Source organism: Paraburkholderia oxyphila NBRC 105797 (assembly GCF_000685075.1).
Taxonomy (GTDB): Bacteria; Pseudomonadota; Gammaproteobacteria; order Burkholderiales; family Burkholderiaceae; genus Paraburkholderia; species Paraburkholderia oxyphila.
In genome coordinates this window covers 19,693-35,833 of record NZ_BAYD01000035.1, presented here as the reverse complement: position 1 = coordinate 35,833, position 16,141 = coordinate 19,693, and the positions used below count along the sequence as shown (strand labels likewise).

At 67.3% G+C, this 16,141-nt stretch carries 15 protein-coding genes; 8 read left to right on the top strand and 7 right to left on the bottom strand.

Annotation, left to right across the window (positions count from 1 at the left end; translation table 11 throughout):
• The first annotated feature begins 53 nt into the window (after positions 1-53).
• The 5 genes from dcm (at position 54) to BO1_RS21615 (ending at position 4,844) form a co-directional block, all read left to right on the top strand.
• The gene (gene dcm / locus BO1_RS52150; protein WP_043285806.1) at positions 54-1,370 is read left to right on the top strand and encodes a DNA (cytosine-5-)-methyltransferase; all 1,317 of its coding nucleotides are present in this window, start codon (positions 54-56) and stop codon (positions 1,368-1,370) included.
• 33 nt (positions 1,371-1,403) lie between these two features.
• On the top strand, positions 1,404-1,853 hold the full coding sequence (locus tag BO1_RS21630) for a very short patch repair endonuclease (protein ID WP_028219338.1): 450 nt from the start codon (positions 1,404-1,406) through the stop codon (positions 1,851-1,853).
• A gap of 197 nt (positions 1,854-2,050) precedes the next feature.
• Positions 2,051-2,554, top strand: coding sequence for a YbhB/YbcL family Raf kinase inhibitor-like protein (locus BO1_RS21625; RefSeq protein ID WP_028219337.1), 504 nt, complete (start codon positions 2,051-2,053; stop codon positions 2,552-2,554).
• A 125-nt stretch (positions 2,555-2,679) separates the two neighbouring features.
• Positions 2,680-4,119 carry an MFS transporter gene (locus BO1_RS21620; protein ID WP_084688096.1) on the top strand — a complete coding sequence of 480 codons (1,440 nt, stop codon included), beginning with the start codon at positions 2,680-2,682 and terminating at the stop codon, positions 4,117-4,119.
• Between the two features lie 167 nt (positions 4,120-4,286).
• Positions 4,287-4,844 carry a hypothetical protein gene (locus BO1_RS21615; RefSeq protein WP_028219335.1) on the top strand — a complete coding sequence of 186 codons (558 nt, stop codon included), beginning with the start codon at positions 4,287-4,289 and terminating at the stop codon, positions 4,842-4,844.
• Between the two features lie 155 nt (positions 4,845-4,999).
• Here BO1_RS21615 and otsA read toward each other — a convergent pair whose 3' ends face one another.
• The 5 genes from otsA to BO1_RS52140 form a co-directional block, all read right to left on the bottom strand.
• Entirely contained in the window at positions 5,000-6,442 is a 1,443-nt protein-coding gene (otsA, locus tag BO1_RS21610; RefSeq protein ID WP_028219334.1) for an alpha,alpha-trehalose-phosphate synthase (UDP-forming), read from the bottom strand.
• 245 nt (positions 6,443-6,687) lie between these two features.
• On the bottom strand, positions 6,688-6,921 hold the full coding sequence (locus BO1_RS21605) for a hypothetical protein (protein WP_028219333.1): 234 nt from the start codon (positions 6,919-6,921) through the stop codon (positions 6,688-6,690).
• Positions 6,922-7,054: 133 nt separating this feature from the next.
• Entirely contained in the window at positions 7,055-7,243 is a 189-nt protein-coding gene (locus BO1_RS52145) for a hypothetical protein (protein WP_043285802.1), read from the bottom strand.
• Between the two features lie 152 nt (positions 7,244-7,395).
• Positions 7,396-8,781: a sigma-54-dependent transcriptional regulator gene (locus BO1_RS21595; protein WP_028219332.1), complete on the bottom strand. Its 1,386-nt coding sequence runs from the start codon at positions 8,779-8,781 to the stop codon at positions 7,396-7,398.
• Between the two features lie 427 nt (positions 8,782-9,208).
• Positions 9,209-9,559 (bottom strand): hypothetical protein, encoded by a 351-nt coding sequence (locus BO1_RS52140; RefSeq protein WP_043285800.1) that lies wholly within the window; start codon positions 9,557-9,559, stop codon positions 9,209-9,211.
• 511 nt (positions 9,560-10,070) lie between these two features.
• Here BO1_RS52140 and BO1_RS52135 point away from each other — a divergent pair.
• The 3 genes from BO1_RS52135 (at position 10,071) to BO1_RS21570 (ending at position 12,664) form a co-directional block, all read left to right on the top strand.
• Complete coding sequence (locus BO1_RS52135; protein WP_043285799.1) at positions 10,071-11,183, top strand: sigma-54 interaction domain-containing protein; 1,113 nt, start codon at positions 10,071-10,073, stop codon at positions 11,181-11,183.
• A 234-nt stretch (positions 11,184-11,417) separates the two neighbouring features.
• Positions 11,418-12,047 (top strand): hypothetical protein, encoded by a 630-nt coding sequence (locus BO1_RS21575; RefSeq protein WP_245643867.1) that lies wholly within the window; start codon positions 11,418-11,420, stop codon positions 12,045-12,047.
• Positions 12,044-12,664 (top strand): hypothetical protein, encoded by a 621-nt coding sequence (locus BO1_RS21570; protein WP_245643866.1) that lies wholly within the window; start codon positions 12,044-12,046, stop codon positions 12,662-12,664. Before BO1_RS21575 ends, BO1_RS21570 begins: the two co-directional genes overlap by 4 nt.
• Before the next feature lie 180 nt (positions 12,665-12,844).
• On the opposite strand, the gene BO1_RS21565 is transcribed toward BO1_RS21570, so the two are convergent.
• Together BO1_RS21565 and BO1_RS21560 are read right to left on the bottom strand one after the other, a co-directional pair.
• On the bottom strand, positions 12,845-14,194 hold the full coding sequence (locus tag BO1_RS21565; protein ID WP_028219329.1) for an ABC transporter ATP-binding protein: 1,350 nt from the start codon (positions 14,192-14,194) through the stop codon (positions 12,845-12,847).
• Between the two features lie 30 nt (positions 14,195-14,224).
• Positions 14,225-16,009, bottom strand: coding sequence for an ABC transporter permease (locus BO1_RS21560; protein ID WP_028219328.1), 1,785 nt, complete (start codon positions 16,007-16,009; stop codon positions 14,225-14,227).
• Positions 16,010-16,141 lie beyond the last annotated feature (132 nt).

Genomic DNA, 16,141 nt, shown 5'->3' with positions numbered 1-16,141 from the left:
CTTGCGTCACTCTCTGCGGAATTCCTGGTGCCGGGGGTCACCCATCGGTCATAATGTCCGCCAAAATACCCAGAGAGGACTTCGTGCACCCGGCCCATTCGCGAGACCTGCTGCAGCAGGCACGCCAGCGCTTCACGCAGCAGCAGATCGCCGCTCACGTCGGCAAGGACGTCAAGACCGTGCGCCGTTGGGAAAAAGGCGAAACGCCCTGCCCCGCCATGCTCGAAGCGGCGCTGCGCGAGCTCCTGCATAGCGCGGAGGCCGCCGCGGGATCGCCCGGCGCGGGATCGCCCGGCGCACGGCCCACGCGCTTTCGCTTCGTCGATCTGTTCGCGGGCATCGGCGGCATTCGCATGGGCTTCGAGGCGCACGGCGGCACCTGCGTTATGACGAGCGAGTGGAATCCATTCTCGAAGAAAACTTATCTGGAGAACTACGCGCAGAAGGACGGCGAAGACCATGCGTTCGTCGGCGACATCGTCGAATTTCCGGCCGCCGACGTGCCCGACCACGACGTGCTGCTCGCGGGCTTTCCGTGCCAGCCGTTCTCGATCGCGGGCGTCTCGAAGAAAAACGCGCTCGGCCGTCCGCACGGCTTCGAGTGCACCACCCAGGGCACGCTCTTCTTCGACGTCGCGCGCATCATCGCCGAGAAACGGCCCGCCGCCTTCCTGCTCGAAAACGTCAAGAACCTCCTTTCGCACGATCGCGGGCGCACCTTCGACGTGATCCTGCAAGTACTGCGCGACGAGCTCGGCTACGACGTGCATTATCGTGTGATCGACGGCCGCCATTTCACACCGCAGCATCGCGAGCGCATCATCATCGTCGGCTTTCGCGAGCCGGCGCCGTTCACGTGGGATGCGCTGGGGCTGCCCGAGGAAGGCCCGCGCCTCGCCTCGGTCCTGCATCGCACCGACGGCAGCGAGCCCGTCCTGCCGTGGGACGGCGAGCGCTTCTTCGATCATGCGGCACGCCAGGTGCAGCCGAAATACACGCTCACACCGGGACTCTGGGCCTACCTGCAGCAATACGCGGAAAAGCATCGCGCGGCCGGCAACGGCTTCGGCTTCGGCCTCGCGTTTCCCGGCAGCGTCACGCGCACGCTCTCCGCGCGCTATCACAAGGACGGCAGCGAGATTCTCGTGCACCAGGGCGAGGGCTTGCGTCCGCGCCGCCTCACCCCGCGCGAGTGCGCGCGCCTGATGGGCTTTCCCGACACCTTCCGCATTCCCGTGAGCGACACCCAGGCGTATCGCCAGTTCGGCAACAGCGTCGTGATGCCGGTGATGCGCGAAGTGGCGCGCACGATGATGCCGCATCTCGATGCGGCGCTGGCCGACGAGCGCGCGGCCGTCGCGCCGGCCTGAAGGCCGGCCCGGGCGAACCACACCAGGCCCGCCATGGTCGACGTCGTCGACACCGCCACGCGCAGCCGGATGATGTCGGGCATCCGCGCGCGTAACACGAAGCCCGAGAAGCTGGTGCGCAGCCTGCTGCATCGGCGCGGCTTTCGCTTTCGCCTCGACGTGCGCGAGCTGCCGGGGCGCCCTGACATCGTGCTGCCGCGCTATCGCGCCGCGGTGTTCGTGCACGGCTGCTTCTGGCACGGCCATCAGTGCGCGCTCTTCAAGTGGCCCGCCACGCGGCCGGAGTTCTGGCGCGCCAAGATCGCGCGCAACCGCACCCACGACGCGAAGGCCCTCGCCGCGCTCGCAGCCCAGGGCTGGCGCGTGGCCGTGATCTGGGAATGCGCGCTGCGCGGCGCGGCCCAGGATCCGCAGGCGGTCGTCGAGCGGCTCGCACACTGGCTCGAAGACCCCGAAAGTGTCTGGTTCGAAGCGCGTGCCTGAGCCTGGCTTGCGGCCAAAGCGCTGCGCGCCGCAGTGATAAACTGGATCGACTGTCGGCGCCCCCGGCAAAGCGATGCCAGCCGCAGGGTTCCCGGCACGTCACGCCCGACGTGTGACGCCCGACCGCCCGACGTGGGACGCCCAACGTTTAACGCCCGCCGCATCCACTTCAGAACTGAACGATAAGGAGGCAACCGATGGCTGATTTTCGACTCTGGTCCGACGACTTTCCGAGTAACGGCTTCATGCCGAAGGCGCAGGAGTTCGACGATCGGGCCTTCGGCGTCGATGGCGACAACGTCTCGCCCGCGTTGCAGTGGGACGCGCCGCCCGCCGACACCCAAAGCCTCGCGCTCACCGTCTACGATCCCGACGCGCCCACGGGCAGCGGCTTCTGGCACTGGGTGGTCGTCAACATTCCGCCCGATGTGCGCTCGCTCGCGCGCAACGCCGGCAAGGCCGATGGCAGCCTGTTGCCGCAAGGCGCCGTGCAGGTCCGCAACGACTACGGCACGGTCGGCTTCGGGGGCGCCGCGCCGCCGCGCGGAGACAAGCCGCACCGCTACATCTTCCGCGTCCATGCGCTGAAGATCGCGCAGCTGCCAGTGACGCCCGAGACCACCAACGCGGTCGCGCGCTTCATGACGCATCTGAACGAAGTGGATTCGACCACGTACGTCGGGCTCTACGAACTGAAGTAACGGCAAGCTTGCGTGCGCAGGACACACGGCGCACGGCGCCAATGTGTGCCATGGCGCGCCTCGCACGCACAACAACGAACGCACCCGGCGGCGCGCGGGCTCGACGCGCGCCGCCCCTCTCATCGATGCCCACATCCACGCTTTCCGCCTCGCGCGCCGATCCCACCGATCCCGTCGATCCCACCGACGACCTCGAGACCGGACTGCCCTTCCCGCAACGCTATTACGCGATCCTCGTGGTCGCGCTCGGCATCACGCTCGCCGTGCTCGACGGCGCGATCGCCAACGTCGCGCTGCCGACCATCGCGCATCACCTGAATGCGAGCCCCGCGAGCTCGATCTGGATCGTCAACGCGTACCAGCTCTCGGTGACGATCTCGCTGCTGCCGCTCGCCTCGCTCGGCGACCGCATCGGCTACCGGCGCGTGTACCTGTGGGGCATGGCGCTCTTCACGATTGCCTCGCTCGGCTGCGCGCTCGCGACCTCGCTGCCGGCGCTCGCGATCGCGCGCACGGTGCAAGGCTTCGGCGGCGCCGGGATCATGAGCGTGAACACCGCGCTCGTGCGCATGATCTACCCGCGCACGCAGCTCGGGCGCGGCATCTCCATCAACGCGATGGTGGTGGCGATCGCCTCGGCGGTCGGTCCGACGCTCGCCTCGGGCGTGCTCGCCATTGCGTCGTGGCCCTGGCTCTTTGCGATCAATGTGCCGATCGGCATTGCCGCCCTCGTGCTGGGTATGCGCGCGTTGCCCGTCAACGAACGGCATCCGGCGCCCTACGACCTGCTGAGCGCCGTGCTCAACGCCATCGTGTTCGGGCTCCTGATCTTTGCCGTCGACGGCCTCGGCCACGGCGAGAGCAACGCGTGGGTCACGCTCGAATTCGCAGTCGCGCTCGTGGTCGGCTGGTTCTTCGTGCGGCGCCAGCTCACGCAGCCCGCGCCGCTCCTGCCCGTCGATCTGCTCGCCAATCCGGTGTTCGCGCTGTCGATCGGCACCTCGATCTGCTCGTTCTGCGCGCAGATGCTCGCGTTCGTCGCGCTGCCGTTCCTGCTGCAGGAGACCTTCGGCTTTTCGCAGGTGCAGACGGGCCTGCTCATGACGCCCTGGCCGCTCGTGATCATCGGCGCCGCGCCGCTCTCGGGCGTGCTGTCCGACCGCTATCCCGCCGGCATGCTCGGCGGCGTGGGACTCGCGCTTTTCGCGCTCGGGCTCGTCTCGCTGGCCTCGCTCGCGACGCTGCATGCGCAGCCCACCGTCGTGGAAATTTGCTGGCGCATGGCATTGTGCGGTGCGGGTTTCGGCATCTTCCAGTCACCCAACAACCGGCAGATTCTCTCCGCCGCGCCGCGCGAGCGCAGCGGCGGCGCGAGCGGCATGCTCGGCACGGCGCGGCTCACCGGCCAGACGCTCGGCGCGGCGCTGGTCGCCCTGATCTTCGGCGTCGCGCCGCAGCATGGGCCGACCGTGGCGCTCTACGCGGCGACCGCTTTCGCGGCCCTCGCGGCGGTCGTGAGCGTCCTGCGGCTCGTGCCGGGGCGCGGCGCGCCCGCGCAGGGCTAACGCGCTGGCGCCCCTGTGCGGCCAGTGCAGCGCGCCCGCGCTGCCGGCCGTTGGCCAGTCGGACGCACAAACATGCACTAACATGGGTTTATGGCGCTCGGCCCCGGCATCCGCCGGCGGTGCGGCGCCGCTCTCCAGGCGAGTCAACCTTGCAAAGGGGGATTCCCATGTCTCTGATCGTCGCTGGCCGGTTCACGACCTTTCCCGCCGCCGAAGCCGTCGCCGAAAAGCTGTTCGCGCGCGGTTTCGTCGAAGAAGACGTCAACCTGTTTTTCGTCAATCCGCGCGGACAGCACGCGCGCCATATGCCGCATCTCGTGCATGTCGACGTCGCACCGCCGCATCGGCGACGCAATCTCATCATGGGCGCCGTAGCGGGCGCCGTGGTGGGCATCGCGCTATTCGGCGCGCTGCTCAACGCTTCGCTGCCGTCCACCGTGATCGCAGCGGCCGTGGGGGCGTGGATCGGCTCGCGCATCGGCTCGGGCTGGCAGCGCAGGGCCGAGCACGAGGAGCGCGTGCATCACGAGACACGCCAGTCGGGCGTGCTGCTCGCGGTGCATGTGAGCGCCGAGAATCAGGCGACGGCCGCGGAAGTGTTGCGCGAAGCCGGCGCCGACGACGTCGAGCGCGCCTCGGGCCAATGGCACGGCGGCCATTGGGCCGATTTCGACCCGACCCAGGCGCCTACGCCATACGGCCAGACGGGCGCGCAGCAGGCCTGAAGAAGGCCGGCTGCGCACGCGCGCCGGTCGGGCCGGCGCGCGCAAAAAAACGGCGGCTCGAAAGCCGCCGCGTGGTGGACGCTTGCCGCCATACCGGTCGTCAGTGAGTCCTCGCGCGGCTGCGGCGAGCCGCGCTCAATTCGCCTTGCCCGCGCTCAGCTCGCCTTGCTGGCCGTAGCCGCCTTGACGGGGGCCGCGCTGCGCGCCTTCGCGGTGACCGAGGCGGCAGTCGCCACGCTGCGCAAGTCGGCCAGGAAAGTATCGCGCCACACCGAAAGATTGTTCTCGCGCAGCGCCGCCATCATGTCCTCGTAACGCGACTGCCGCTCCGCGTGCGGCATCGAGAGCGCGCGCTCGAGCGCCTCGGCGGTCTGGTTCAGATCGTAGGGATTCACGACGAGCGCGCCCGGCATCTGCTCGGCGGCGCCCGCGAACTGCGAGAGCACCAGCACGCCCGGATCCTCGGGGTTCTGCGATGCCACGTACTCCTTCGCAACCAGGTTCATGCCATCGCGCAACGGCGCCACGTAGCCCACCTGGGCCTGGCGGAACAGCGCCATCAGCAGTTCGCGCTCGTACTTGCGGTTCAGGTACTGGATCGGCGTCCAGTCGAGCTGCGCGAAGCGCCCATTGATGCGGCCGGCCTCGCCTTCGAGATTGCGGCGGATCGTCTGATAGGTCTGCACGTCGGAGCGCGTCGGCGGCGCGATCTGCAGGAGCGATACGCGGCCATGCCAGCCCGGCCCGTTCAGCAGCATGCGCTCGAACGCCTGGAAGCGCTCGGCCAGCCCCTTCGAATAATCGAGCCGGTCGACGCTCATGATGAGCTTGCGCCCGCGCATCGCGTCGCGCAGGCTGCGCACCGGCTTGCGGTCGGAGAACTGCACGGAGGACTTCGCGATCGCATCGGGATAAATGCCGATCGGGTAGGCGCCCACCTTGAGGAAGCGGTCCCACGCGTGGACCATGCCGTCCTCGCTCGAGGTGCCGTGGCCGCCGCGCTCGATGTAGTCGAGGAACGCCTGGCGGTCGGCGTCGGTCTGGAAGCCGACCACGTCGTAGTGGCACATGAAGCGCATCAGCTCTTCGTGCGGCGGCACCGAGCGCATCACTTCGGGCACCGGCAGCGGGATATGCAGGAAAAAGCCGATCGGGTTCTTCACGCCCAGATCGCGCAGGCAGCGCGCGAACGGGATCAGGTGGTAGTCGTGCACCCAGATGATGTCGTCGGGCTGCAGCAGCGGCTGCAACTGGCGCGCGAGCGTCGCGTTCACGCGCAGATAGCCGCTGTATTCCAGGCGCTCGTAGCGCGCGAGGTCATTGCGGTAGTGGAAGGTCGGCCAGAGCGTCGTATTCGAGAAGCCCTTGTAGTACTGGTCATAGTCGCGCCGGGTGAGTCCCACCGTCGCGTACGTGACGCTGCCCTGCTGCTCGATGACCGGAGGCGCCTGCTCCGTCACGGTCTCGCCACTCCAGCCAAACCACACACCACCGGTTTCCTTCAGCGCGTCGAGTACGCCGACCGCCAGCCCTCCTGCTGCGGGACGTCCTTCCTGAGTCGGTGCCACGCGATTCGATACCACGATCAGTCTGCCCATTACGGGTATACCTCCTGTTTCGTTGGGTCCGGGGGACGGTGCATCCATTTGGGACGCAAGAGTCGTGCCTCCTCTGGCCCACGCAAGATCGACTTTGCGCGGCGAACTCGCGCGGCAGGCGCGAGCAGCATCCGCGCGACGGCCGGTCCGAACCGGCTCCATCGCGCCCTAAAAAGGCAGTACTCCGTACGACTTCCGGCGAAGTGTCGCGAGGCGTTTCGCCCGCTGCGCGGGCGCCTCGCGAATCAGGCGTCTTGCTCGGACCCCAGATCGCGCTGGTACTCGAGCCCCTCCGCGCGCGCACCGCCCTGGTTGTGCTCGCCATCGGGCGGCACACCTGGCGCCGGACGGTTCTGCCCGGCGGGGTCGGGCGTATAGCCAGAGGACGGATTGGTGGGGTCGCCGCCCTTGTGCTCGGCGTCGCGCGGGCCGCGCTTGCCCGTGTAACGGGCGGAACGGCGCATGGCGGGATGTCTCATGTCAGTGCCTCCTACGGCCAAAGCCGCGAACCGGCGACGTGGTGACGGTGTGCTTACAGTCTAGGGGCCATCGCGTGAAAATGCCGGTAAGAATGGCGAAGCGTTTGTAACTCGTACATAAAAAGCACGAGCGTCATCGATCGGGCCCGGGTGGCGCATCGGCGCGCGGCGCTTCGTCGGGCTCGGGCGGCGGATCGCCGATGGGCGGCGCATCCGGTTCGTCGGGTTCGCCGGGCGGGGGATCGTCGGGCTGCGGCGTATGCGCGAGCCAGGGCTGCTTGCCCTGGGGATCGGATGAATCGGGGAATCGGTAGCTCAGCATCGGTTGCTCCTCGAGAGGTTCTGCAGAGCAAGTCACAAATCACATACCAGCGCACCTACCCGCGCGCTTACCCGCACACAGGCCAGCCGCGCCCATCCCGCCGAGAGCAGGCGCGCACCGCGCGGATAGGCCCGCGGCGGCCGGCATCGCGCTCAGGCGCCGCCCGCAACGCGCGCGGCTGCTTCGCCCTTGCCACTCTCGTTGCCATACTCGACCAGCCGGTTGTAGAGCGTCTTCAGGCTGATGCCAAGAATCTCGGCCGCGCGCGTCTTCACGCCGCCGCACTGCTCGAGCGTCGCGAGGATCAGCTGACGGTCGGCATCGGCGAGCGAGGTGCCAAACGGAATCGTCACCGCGGTACCCGCCACGGGTCTGGAAATCGAGATCTGCAGCGGCACCGCGGCGGTGAGATCGCCTTCGGCGCCGGCCATGATGTGCGCGCGCTGAACGTAGTTCTTCAGCTCCCGCACGTTGCCCGGCCACGGGTAGCCGCCCAGCATCTCGCGCACGGCCGCGGGGAACTGCTTCTTCGTGCCGTGACGCTCGTTGAGCTCGTCGAGGAACGCCTGGGCGAGCAGCTCCACGTCCTTGCCGCGCTCGCGCAGCGGCGGCAGGCTGATCGGGAACACGTTGAGCCGGTGATAGAGGTCGAGGCGCAGCTTGCCCTCCTCGACAGCCTGCTCCGGATCGCGGTTGGTCGCCGCGATCAGCCGCACGTCGGTCTCGATCTCCCTGGTCGTGCCCACGCGCATGAACATGCCCGTTTCCAGCACGCGCAGCAGCTTCACCTGCAGCTCGATCGGCATTTCGGTGATTTCGTCGAGGAACAGCGTGCCGCCGTTCGCGCGCTCGAAATAGCCCTTGTGCTGCCGGTCCGCGCCGGTAAACGAGCCGCGCTCGTGGCCGAACATCTCCGACTCGATCAGGTTCGGCGAGATCGCGCCGCAATTCACGGCGAGGAATTCGTGCTTGCGGCGCAGGCTCAGCTGATGGATGGTCTGCGCGGCCACTTCCTTGCCCGTGCCGGACTCGCCCACGAGCATCACGGACGCGGGCGTGGGCGCAACGCGGCTGATCTGGTCGTAGACCTCCTGCATCGCCGGCGAATTGCCCAGCATGAGGCCGAAGCGCCCCATGCGGCGCAGCTCGCCGCGCAGCGTGCCGATCTCGGCCTTGAGGTCGCCCGCGCGCGGCAGGCGGTTGAGAATCGCCTTCACGCGCTGCAGGTTGATCGGCTTGACCAGGTAGTCGATGGCGCCGGATTTGAGCGCATCGACGGCCGTCTCCACGCTCGCGTGGCCGGTGATGACGACGAGTTCCACGCCCGAGCGCGGATCGAGGTCCTGGAAGAGATCCGTGCCGCTGCCGTCAGGCAGCTTCAGGTCGGTAAAGACGACGTCCGGCATCTGGCGGATCAACTGGATGCGCGCCTCGCGCAGGTCGCCGGCCTGTGCAGTGGTGAGTCCGTCTTCGGCCACTACGGCGGCTAGCGCTTCGCGGGTTTGGGCGTCGTCATCGACAATCAATACATGTGGCATCGCGTCTCGTCAGCCCTGAAAGATGAGTGGCTCCCATGCGCGACAGGCGCGGCGCCCGCGGCACGCGCGGGCCACCAGGCAACATGAGCCGGCGCCGCAAGCTTTGCGGCGCATGCTGTCGCGCTGCAGGGGAGTACGAAACGGTCGGGGCGCTCAAAACGGCGAATGAGCGGTTTCAGCTGCACTATCGCAACAATACCGCGGCCAGCACGCAACCCGAACCTCGATTGTTGTGGATATGACCATTATAGACTTATTCGAGACAGGCTTGCGCGCGTTTCTCGGCGCTCAGCGGCATCACCCCGGCCGCGCGGCGAAGCACGCCACGCCACCCGGCGCGGCTGGCCCGCCCCGTTGTGCTCGCTGCGATCGCGATCTTCCGGCGCGCGACGGCGCCACGCGCGAAGGCCCCCAAGGGCAAGCGGTATCAGTGCCGCGTTGCCGGATCGCCGCTCCCGTGCGGAAACGGCCAGGCGCCGTTCGAGTCGTCGCTCGACAAGCCGTTCGCCGGTCCGTGCGCCACCTTGCTCACCGCGCGCGTGGCGTGCATCGTCTCGGTCATGCCCGCGCCGCTGTCGGCGGCCGCCACATCCGGCGCACCCGTGCCGTTCTCGACCAGTGCGCCGCCCTCGCCTTCCCAGCGGCTCAGATCGCGATAGAAGCTCTGCCGCTGCATGCGATGCCGTTGTGACCAGCGCCAGGCCAGCATCCCGGCCGTCGCGCCAAGCGCGCCCACCGCAAACAGGGTCCCAATCAGTCCAGGCTTGTTTCTCGCCATATCGCACTCTCCCAATTTTGTCGCCAACGAGGGATCGACCAGGTGGCGCAGTCCGGACGCCGCCGCGGGGTTGCAAGCCGCGGGGTTGCAAGCCGCGGCCCGGCGTGACGGATGTCCGCCTGCTATAGCGTAGACGCCCCGCGCAGGTGGGAGTTGCGCAGCATGAGGCATGCCACACACAAGCACCGGCCCGCTCGCTTTGCGGCCACGTCCATTGCCCTTAAAGGCGCGGCAGTGGTTAAATGTTTACGAGATGGAGATTCTGAGGCCGTTGGCGCGGCATCGGCCGCGCTAGTCCTGGATGGCCTGCCAGGACCGCCGTAAAAGCGGTCCGCAGGGTCTGCCAGCAGGACAGCCCGACAGAGGTGCCGCCAAGACCCTGGCGGCACCGATGCTGCCGGTCTGTCGGCTCCAATTCCGGGCCTGGCCCACGCGCGGCGTCTGCACCCAAGACGCCGCGAGCGCTTTCCGGCTTCTGGCCACACACCCCAATTTGCAGGACGAACACGCTATGGCGTCAATCGAGCCGGGCTCGCCCGCCGCCGAACGAGACGATGAGCGCGCCGAACGGCGCCACGATAAAGGCAACGAAACGCGCCGCAACGATCCTCCCGGCCCGCGCGTCGCGGGCTTGCAGTCGTACGGTTTGCTGTACGGCTCGTCGTCGATCATGCAGGAGCTCTACGAACAGATCGAGCGCGTGGCGCTCACTGATGCCACCGCCCTGATCGTAGGCGAGTCGGGCACGGGCAAGGAGCTCGTGGCGCGCACGATCCACGCGCAAAGCACGCGCCGCGACGGCCCGTTCATCGCCGTGAACTGCGGCGCGATTCCCGACGAGCTCATCGAAGCCGAGCTCTACGGCCACGAGAAAGGCAGCTTCACGGGCGCCGTGCAGGCGCGCGACGGTCACTTCGAGCACGCGCGCGGCGGCACGCTCTTCCTCGACGAAGTCACCGAGATGTCACTGCTGCATCAGGTCAAGCTGTTGCGCGCGCTCGAAACTGGCGAGTACTACCCCGTCGGCAGCAACGAAGCGATACGCGGCGACGTGCGCATCATCGCGGCCACCAATCGCGATCCCGTGGCGGCCGTGAAGGAGAACGCGCTGCGCGAGGACCTGATGTATCGCCTCGCCGTGTTTCCGCTGCGTGCCCCCCCGCTGCGCGAACGCGAGCGCGACCGCGAACTGCTTGCCCAGTTCTTTCTCAGTGAGCTCAACGAAGAAAACGGCACGCAGAAGGTCTTCAGCAAGCGCGCGCTCGAGACCGTGCGCAACTGGTCGTGGCCCGGCAACGTGCGCGAACTCAAGAACGCGGTGTACCGCGCGTTCATCCTCGCGGAGAAGACGGTCGAGATCGCCCATCCGCAACTCGTGCCGCGCGTGAAAAAGCCCGTGACCCAAGGCGACGCGATGAGCGTGTGGATCGGCACGCCGCTCGCCGACGCGCAAAAGCAGATCATCCTCGGCACGCTCAAGTACTGCGGCGGCGACAAGCGGCTCGCGGCGCGCACGCTCGGCGTGAGCCTGAAGACGCTCTATAACCGTCTGGGCAGCTACGGTAGCGAGGACGGCGAGACAGGCTCGCCCGACGAAGGCGAGAGTAACGCCGATGCGGGCTAAGGGCGTGCTGGCACCGATGTATCCACGCCTATGTGCCGGCACGAATGCATCGACTCAAACGGCACAAAAAACTAGCGTGCGCAAGCACGTAACCGCAAACGGCGCACGACGTTTTGCAATTTCTTGCACTTTCCCTATCCCCTTTATATAGGGCATCCTGCACAATCCGCAGCACCAAAAGATGCTGGGAGCCCGCGCAGGGCGGCTTCCAGCCGCAAGCGGCAGGGAAATAACATGCAAGAACGAAGTGCTCTGGCGTGCAATGCGCCAACGCCGGCTCCGCGAATCGCGCCTTCGGCCGTTGCGGCGCTGTCCCGACCTCACGCGTCGCGAGCACGCTGGCGGCGCACGGCGTCGCTCACGCTGCTTGCCGCCGTCGCGAGCCTCGCGTGCTCCGCGTGCAGCTCGCTCTACTCCGAAGGCGCGCAAACGGGCGCCGGCATCGCGGGCGCGGCCATCGCCTCGAAGGTCACGAGCAATGCAGCGGTCGCCACGGGCATCGGCCTGGGCGCCGTGGCCGCCGCGAAGGCCGGCGTGCAGTATTCGGAGCGCGTGGTCCATCGCAACACCCAGGACAGTATCGCCAAGGCCGCCGGCCCGCTCGACGTGGGCGGCGTGGCGCCCTGGTCCATCACCCATTCGTTCCCGATCGAAGAAGACGCGCATGGTCGCGTCACTGTGAGCCGCTCGATCAGCAGCGGCGCGCTCGACTGCAAGGAGATCGTGTTCTCCGTCGATCAGGATGCGACCAAGGACAAGCCGGCCTCCAGCGCGTTCTACGTGGCCTCGGTCTGCCGCGACGGCGAGACGTGGAAGTGGGCGTCGGCGGAACCGGCTACTGACCGCTGGGGCGCGCTGCAATGAACGGCGCAAACGAATTCGTTGCTGCCGGGGCACGCGACGTGCTCGCCGGGCCCATCGCACAGCCGCACGCCGCGGGATGGCACGCCGTGCCGCGCGCCGTGACACGTGTCACGCACGTCACGCGTGTCGCCGCGCTGGTTGCGCTATGTGCGGGCGTCGCCCTCGCATCGAGCGGCTGCTCGTCGATCGGCGCGGCCAGCGGCGCGGCGGCGGCCGCCGCCACCGGCATCGTGACGGCAAATCCGGCGGTGGGCGTGGGCGTGGGCATTGCGGTCCAGGCAGCCACCGACGAGGCCGTCAACCGCTTCATGAAGAGCATGCACGCCGACCAGCAGGAGATGATCGCCGAGACGGCCGGACGCCTGCCCGTGGGCGGCACCGACATCTGGCGCATCAAGCACAAGCTGCCGGTCGAGAACGGTCACGGCCAGGTGCGCGTGACGCGCGCGTTTGCTTCGGCGCTCGCGCTATGCAAGGAGTTCGTGTTCTCGGTGCAGGACGGCGACGCCGCCGACGCACCCGAGCAGTGGTACACGGCCAGCACTTGCCACGACGACACCGGCTGGAAGTGGGCGAGCGCCGAGCCGGCCGTGGAGCGCTGGGGCACGCTGCAATAGCGTCGGGCTGCGATCAGTCAGGCCGCGATCGGTCGGGCTGCGCTCAGCTCGTCGAACGCGCGCCTTCAGTTGCACAAAAAAACGGTCGCCTGGGCGACCGTTTTTGCGTGACGTCTATGACATGAAGTAAAGCGATGCCCACCCCACGCCGCAGTGCGCATCGTTCAAGCCATCGCTCGATCAGGACTCCACGTCTTCGAGGCTGAAGATCTCCGACTGGTCGTTGTACGAGAAGATCTCGCCATAACGGCCCCAGTCGATCACGGTGTCGAGCGTCTCTTCCGCGGCGCCGTCCGAGAGGAAGTCTTCGAGTTCCTGCTCGAAACGCACGCGCGGTGCGCGATGGCCCGGGCGCTCGTTGAGCACTTTCTTGATCCGCGCGGCGAGCGGCACGTGACGCAGCAGGTGTTCGGCGAACATCATCTTGCGCTCCTGCGTGCCGAACTCCGCGAACACGCGCGCGGGTGGCGTGAGCAGCACATCGCCTTCGCGCACGTCGGCGAAACCGAGGTTCTGCAGCACTTCGGCGATCGGGAACAGATCATCCACCTCGAGATGCAGCGAACGCGCGATTTCCGGCATGTCGGCGCGGCCGTGATACGGCGCGGCCGCCAGCGTCTCGATCAGACCGGCCATCAAGTTGGTCGACACGCGCGGCAGCCAGCTGCCGAGCTCGAGGCCCTTCCTGGTCGTCTCGCCGATCTGGCGCGCGGTCATCTTCGCGTAGATGTCGTCGACGAGCTTGCGGAACGCCGGGTCCAGGCGGTTGCGCGGATGCTTGAACGGCACCTTGATCTCCGCCACCACGCGCCCCGGATTGGACGAGAGCACGAGAATGCGGTCGCACATAAAGACCGCTTCTTCGATGTTGTGCGTGACGATCAGCACCGACTTGATCGGCAGGCGCCCTTGCGTCCAGAGATCGAGCAAATCGGTACGCAGCGTTTCGGCGGTCAGCACGTCGAGCGCCGAGAACGGCTCGTCCATCAGCATGAGCATCGGGTCGACGACGAGCGCGCGCGCAAAGCCCACACGCTGGCGCATGCCGCCCGAGAGCTCGCGCGGGTAGGCGTTCTCGAAGCCGTCCAGGCCGATCAGGTCGATGGCGGCGAGCGCCCGTTCGCGGCGCTCGCGCGCGCCCACGCCCTGCGCCTCGAGGCCGGCTTCCACGTTCTGCAGCACCGTGAGCCACGGGAACAGCGCGAAGGTCTGGAACACCATCGCCACGCCTTCGGCCGGGCCTTCGAGCGGCTTGCCGCGCCAGCTGACCTCGCCGGAAGTCGGCGAGATCAGCCCGGCGATGATGCGCAAGAGCGTGGACTTGCCCGAGCCGGATCGGCCGAGCAGCCCAACGATCTCGCCTTCGCGCAACGACAGATTCGCGTCGTCGAGGACGAGCAGTTCGCCTTGGTTCTTGTTGAAACCCCGGCACACGTTCTGCACGTTCAGGATTTCTTCGCCCACACGTGGCGGGTTCGGGACCGTCTGCACGTCGCCGTGCGCGGTGCTCAGGGTCTTGGGGTTTTGCATCGCTTTACCTTCCAGCGTTCGATGATTCGGTCAGTCGAGTCGCAGCTTGGACTCTGCGTACGTGTACAGCGGACGCCAGAGCACGCGGTTGAACAGCGTGACGAACAGCGACATCACGGCAATGCCGAGAATGATCTTCGGATAGTCGCCGGCGGCGGTCGTCTGCGCGATATAGGCACCGAGTCCATGCGCGGAGACTTTGGTGTCGCCCCACTGCACGAACTCGGACACGATGCTCGCATTCCACGCGCCGCCCGACGCCGTGATCGCGCCCGTGACGTAGTACGGAAAGATGCCCGGCAGCATCGCCTGGCGCCACCACTGCCAGCCGCGGATGCGGAAGTTCTTCGCCGCTTCCTTGTAGTCGTTCGGATAGGAGGTGGCGCCGGCAATCACGTTGAACAGGATATACCACTGGGTGCCGAGCACGATCAGCGGTGATAGCCAAATGTCAGGATTGAGGTGAAAGCGCACGATCACGATCACGAACACCGGGAACAGCAAGTTCGCCGGGAACGCCGCGAGAAACTGCGCGAGCGGCTGGACCTTTTCGGCGAGCGCGGGGCGCAGGCCGATCAGCACGCCGATCGGCACCCAGATCACCGAGGCAATCGCAATCAGCAGCAGCACGCGAAACAGCGTAATGAGCCCGAGCACGAACACATGCCCGACTTCGTCGAGCGTCACGCCGGTGCGCACGAAGGCGACCACGCGCCAGACCACGTACACCGTGAGCGCGATCACGAAGATGGCCCAGACGATGTCGCCGATCTTCGAGCGCACGCCCTCACGGCGCGCGGGCGCCGACGCCGCGCGCTGCACCATCGGCATGGCGGTCAACGCGGTCAGGGCGGCGGGCAGCCTGAACGGCACGCGCGCGGCCTTCGCGAAGAACCAGCCTAGCGGCACGAGCAACTGATGAATCAGGTGCGTGCGGCGGATCAGGTCGAGCAGCCAGGACTCGGGCGCGTCGCCCGACGACGTGGTCTCCATGCGGAACTTGTCGGCCCAGGCCACCAGCGGGCGGAACAGGAACTGGTCGTAGGCGAGAATCACCACCGTCATCGCGAGAATGACCCAGCCCACCGCGTGCAGGTTCTTTTCCGTGATCGCCTGCGCCAGGTACGCGCCGATGCCCGGCAGCGTGATCGTGTTGTTGCCGACGGTAATCGCCTCGGAAGCCACCACGAAGAACCAGCCGCCCGACATCGACATCATCATGTTCCAGATGAGGCCCGGCATCGAGAACGGCACTTCGAGCTTCCAGAAGCGCTGCCAGCCGGTCAGGTGAAAGCCTTTCGACACTTCATCGAGATCGCGCGGCACGGTGCGCAGCGACTGGTAGAAGCTGAAGGTCATGTTCCAGGCCTGGCTCGTGAAGATCGCGAAGATCGCCGCGAGTTCGGCGCCCAGCACGCGCGAGGGAAACAGCGCGAGGAAGAAGGTGACCGTGAACGAGATGTAGCCGAGCACCGGCACCGACTGCAGGATGTCGAGGATCGGCACGAGCACCTGGCTCGCGCGGCGGCTCTTGGCCGCGAGCGTGCCGTAGACGAGCGTGAACACGAGCGAGGCGACCATCGCCGCGAGCATGCGCAGCGTGGTGCGCAAGGCGTACTCGGGCAGCATCGCCGGGTCGAGCGAGATCGTCTCTGTCTTGAGCACGCCAATCGGCGCCATGGTCTGATGAAAGCCCACGACGGCCATGGCGATCAGGCCAATGATCAGCGGGAACGCCACGAAGTCCCAGCGATTGGGCAGCACGCGCCACGCCGAAACGTTGGCGGTACGGTTCAGGTTGAAGCCGAAGTCCATTCAGACGCCCTCCACGCGTTGCCGCGCATGCACGAGGTAAGACGCGGCGCGGCGGGCGCGGCCACATGAATAGCAGGCGTAACGCTGGCAGCGCGCATGGCGCTCAGGCAAAGCGCGATCGGGAAAGGCAAG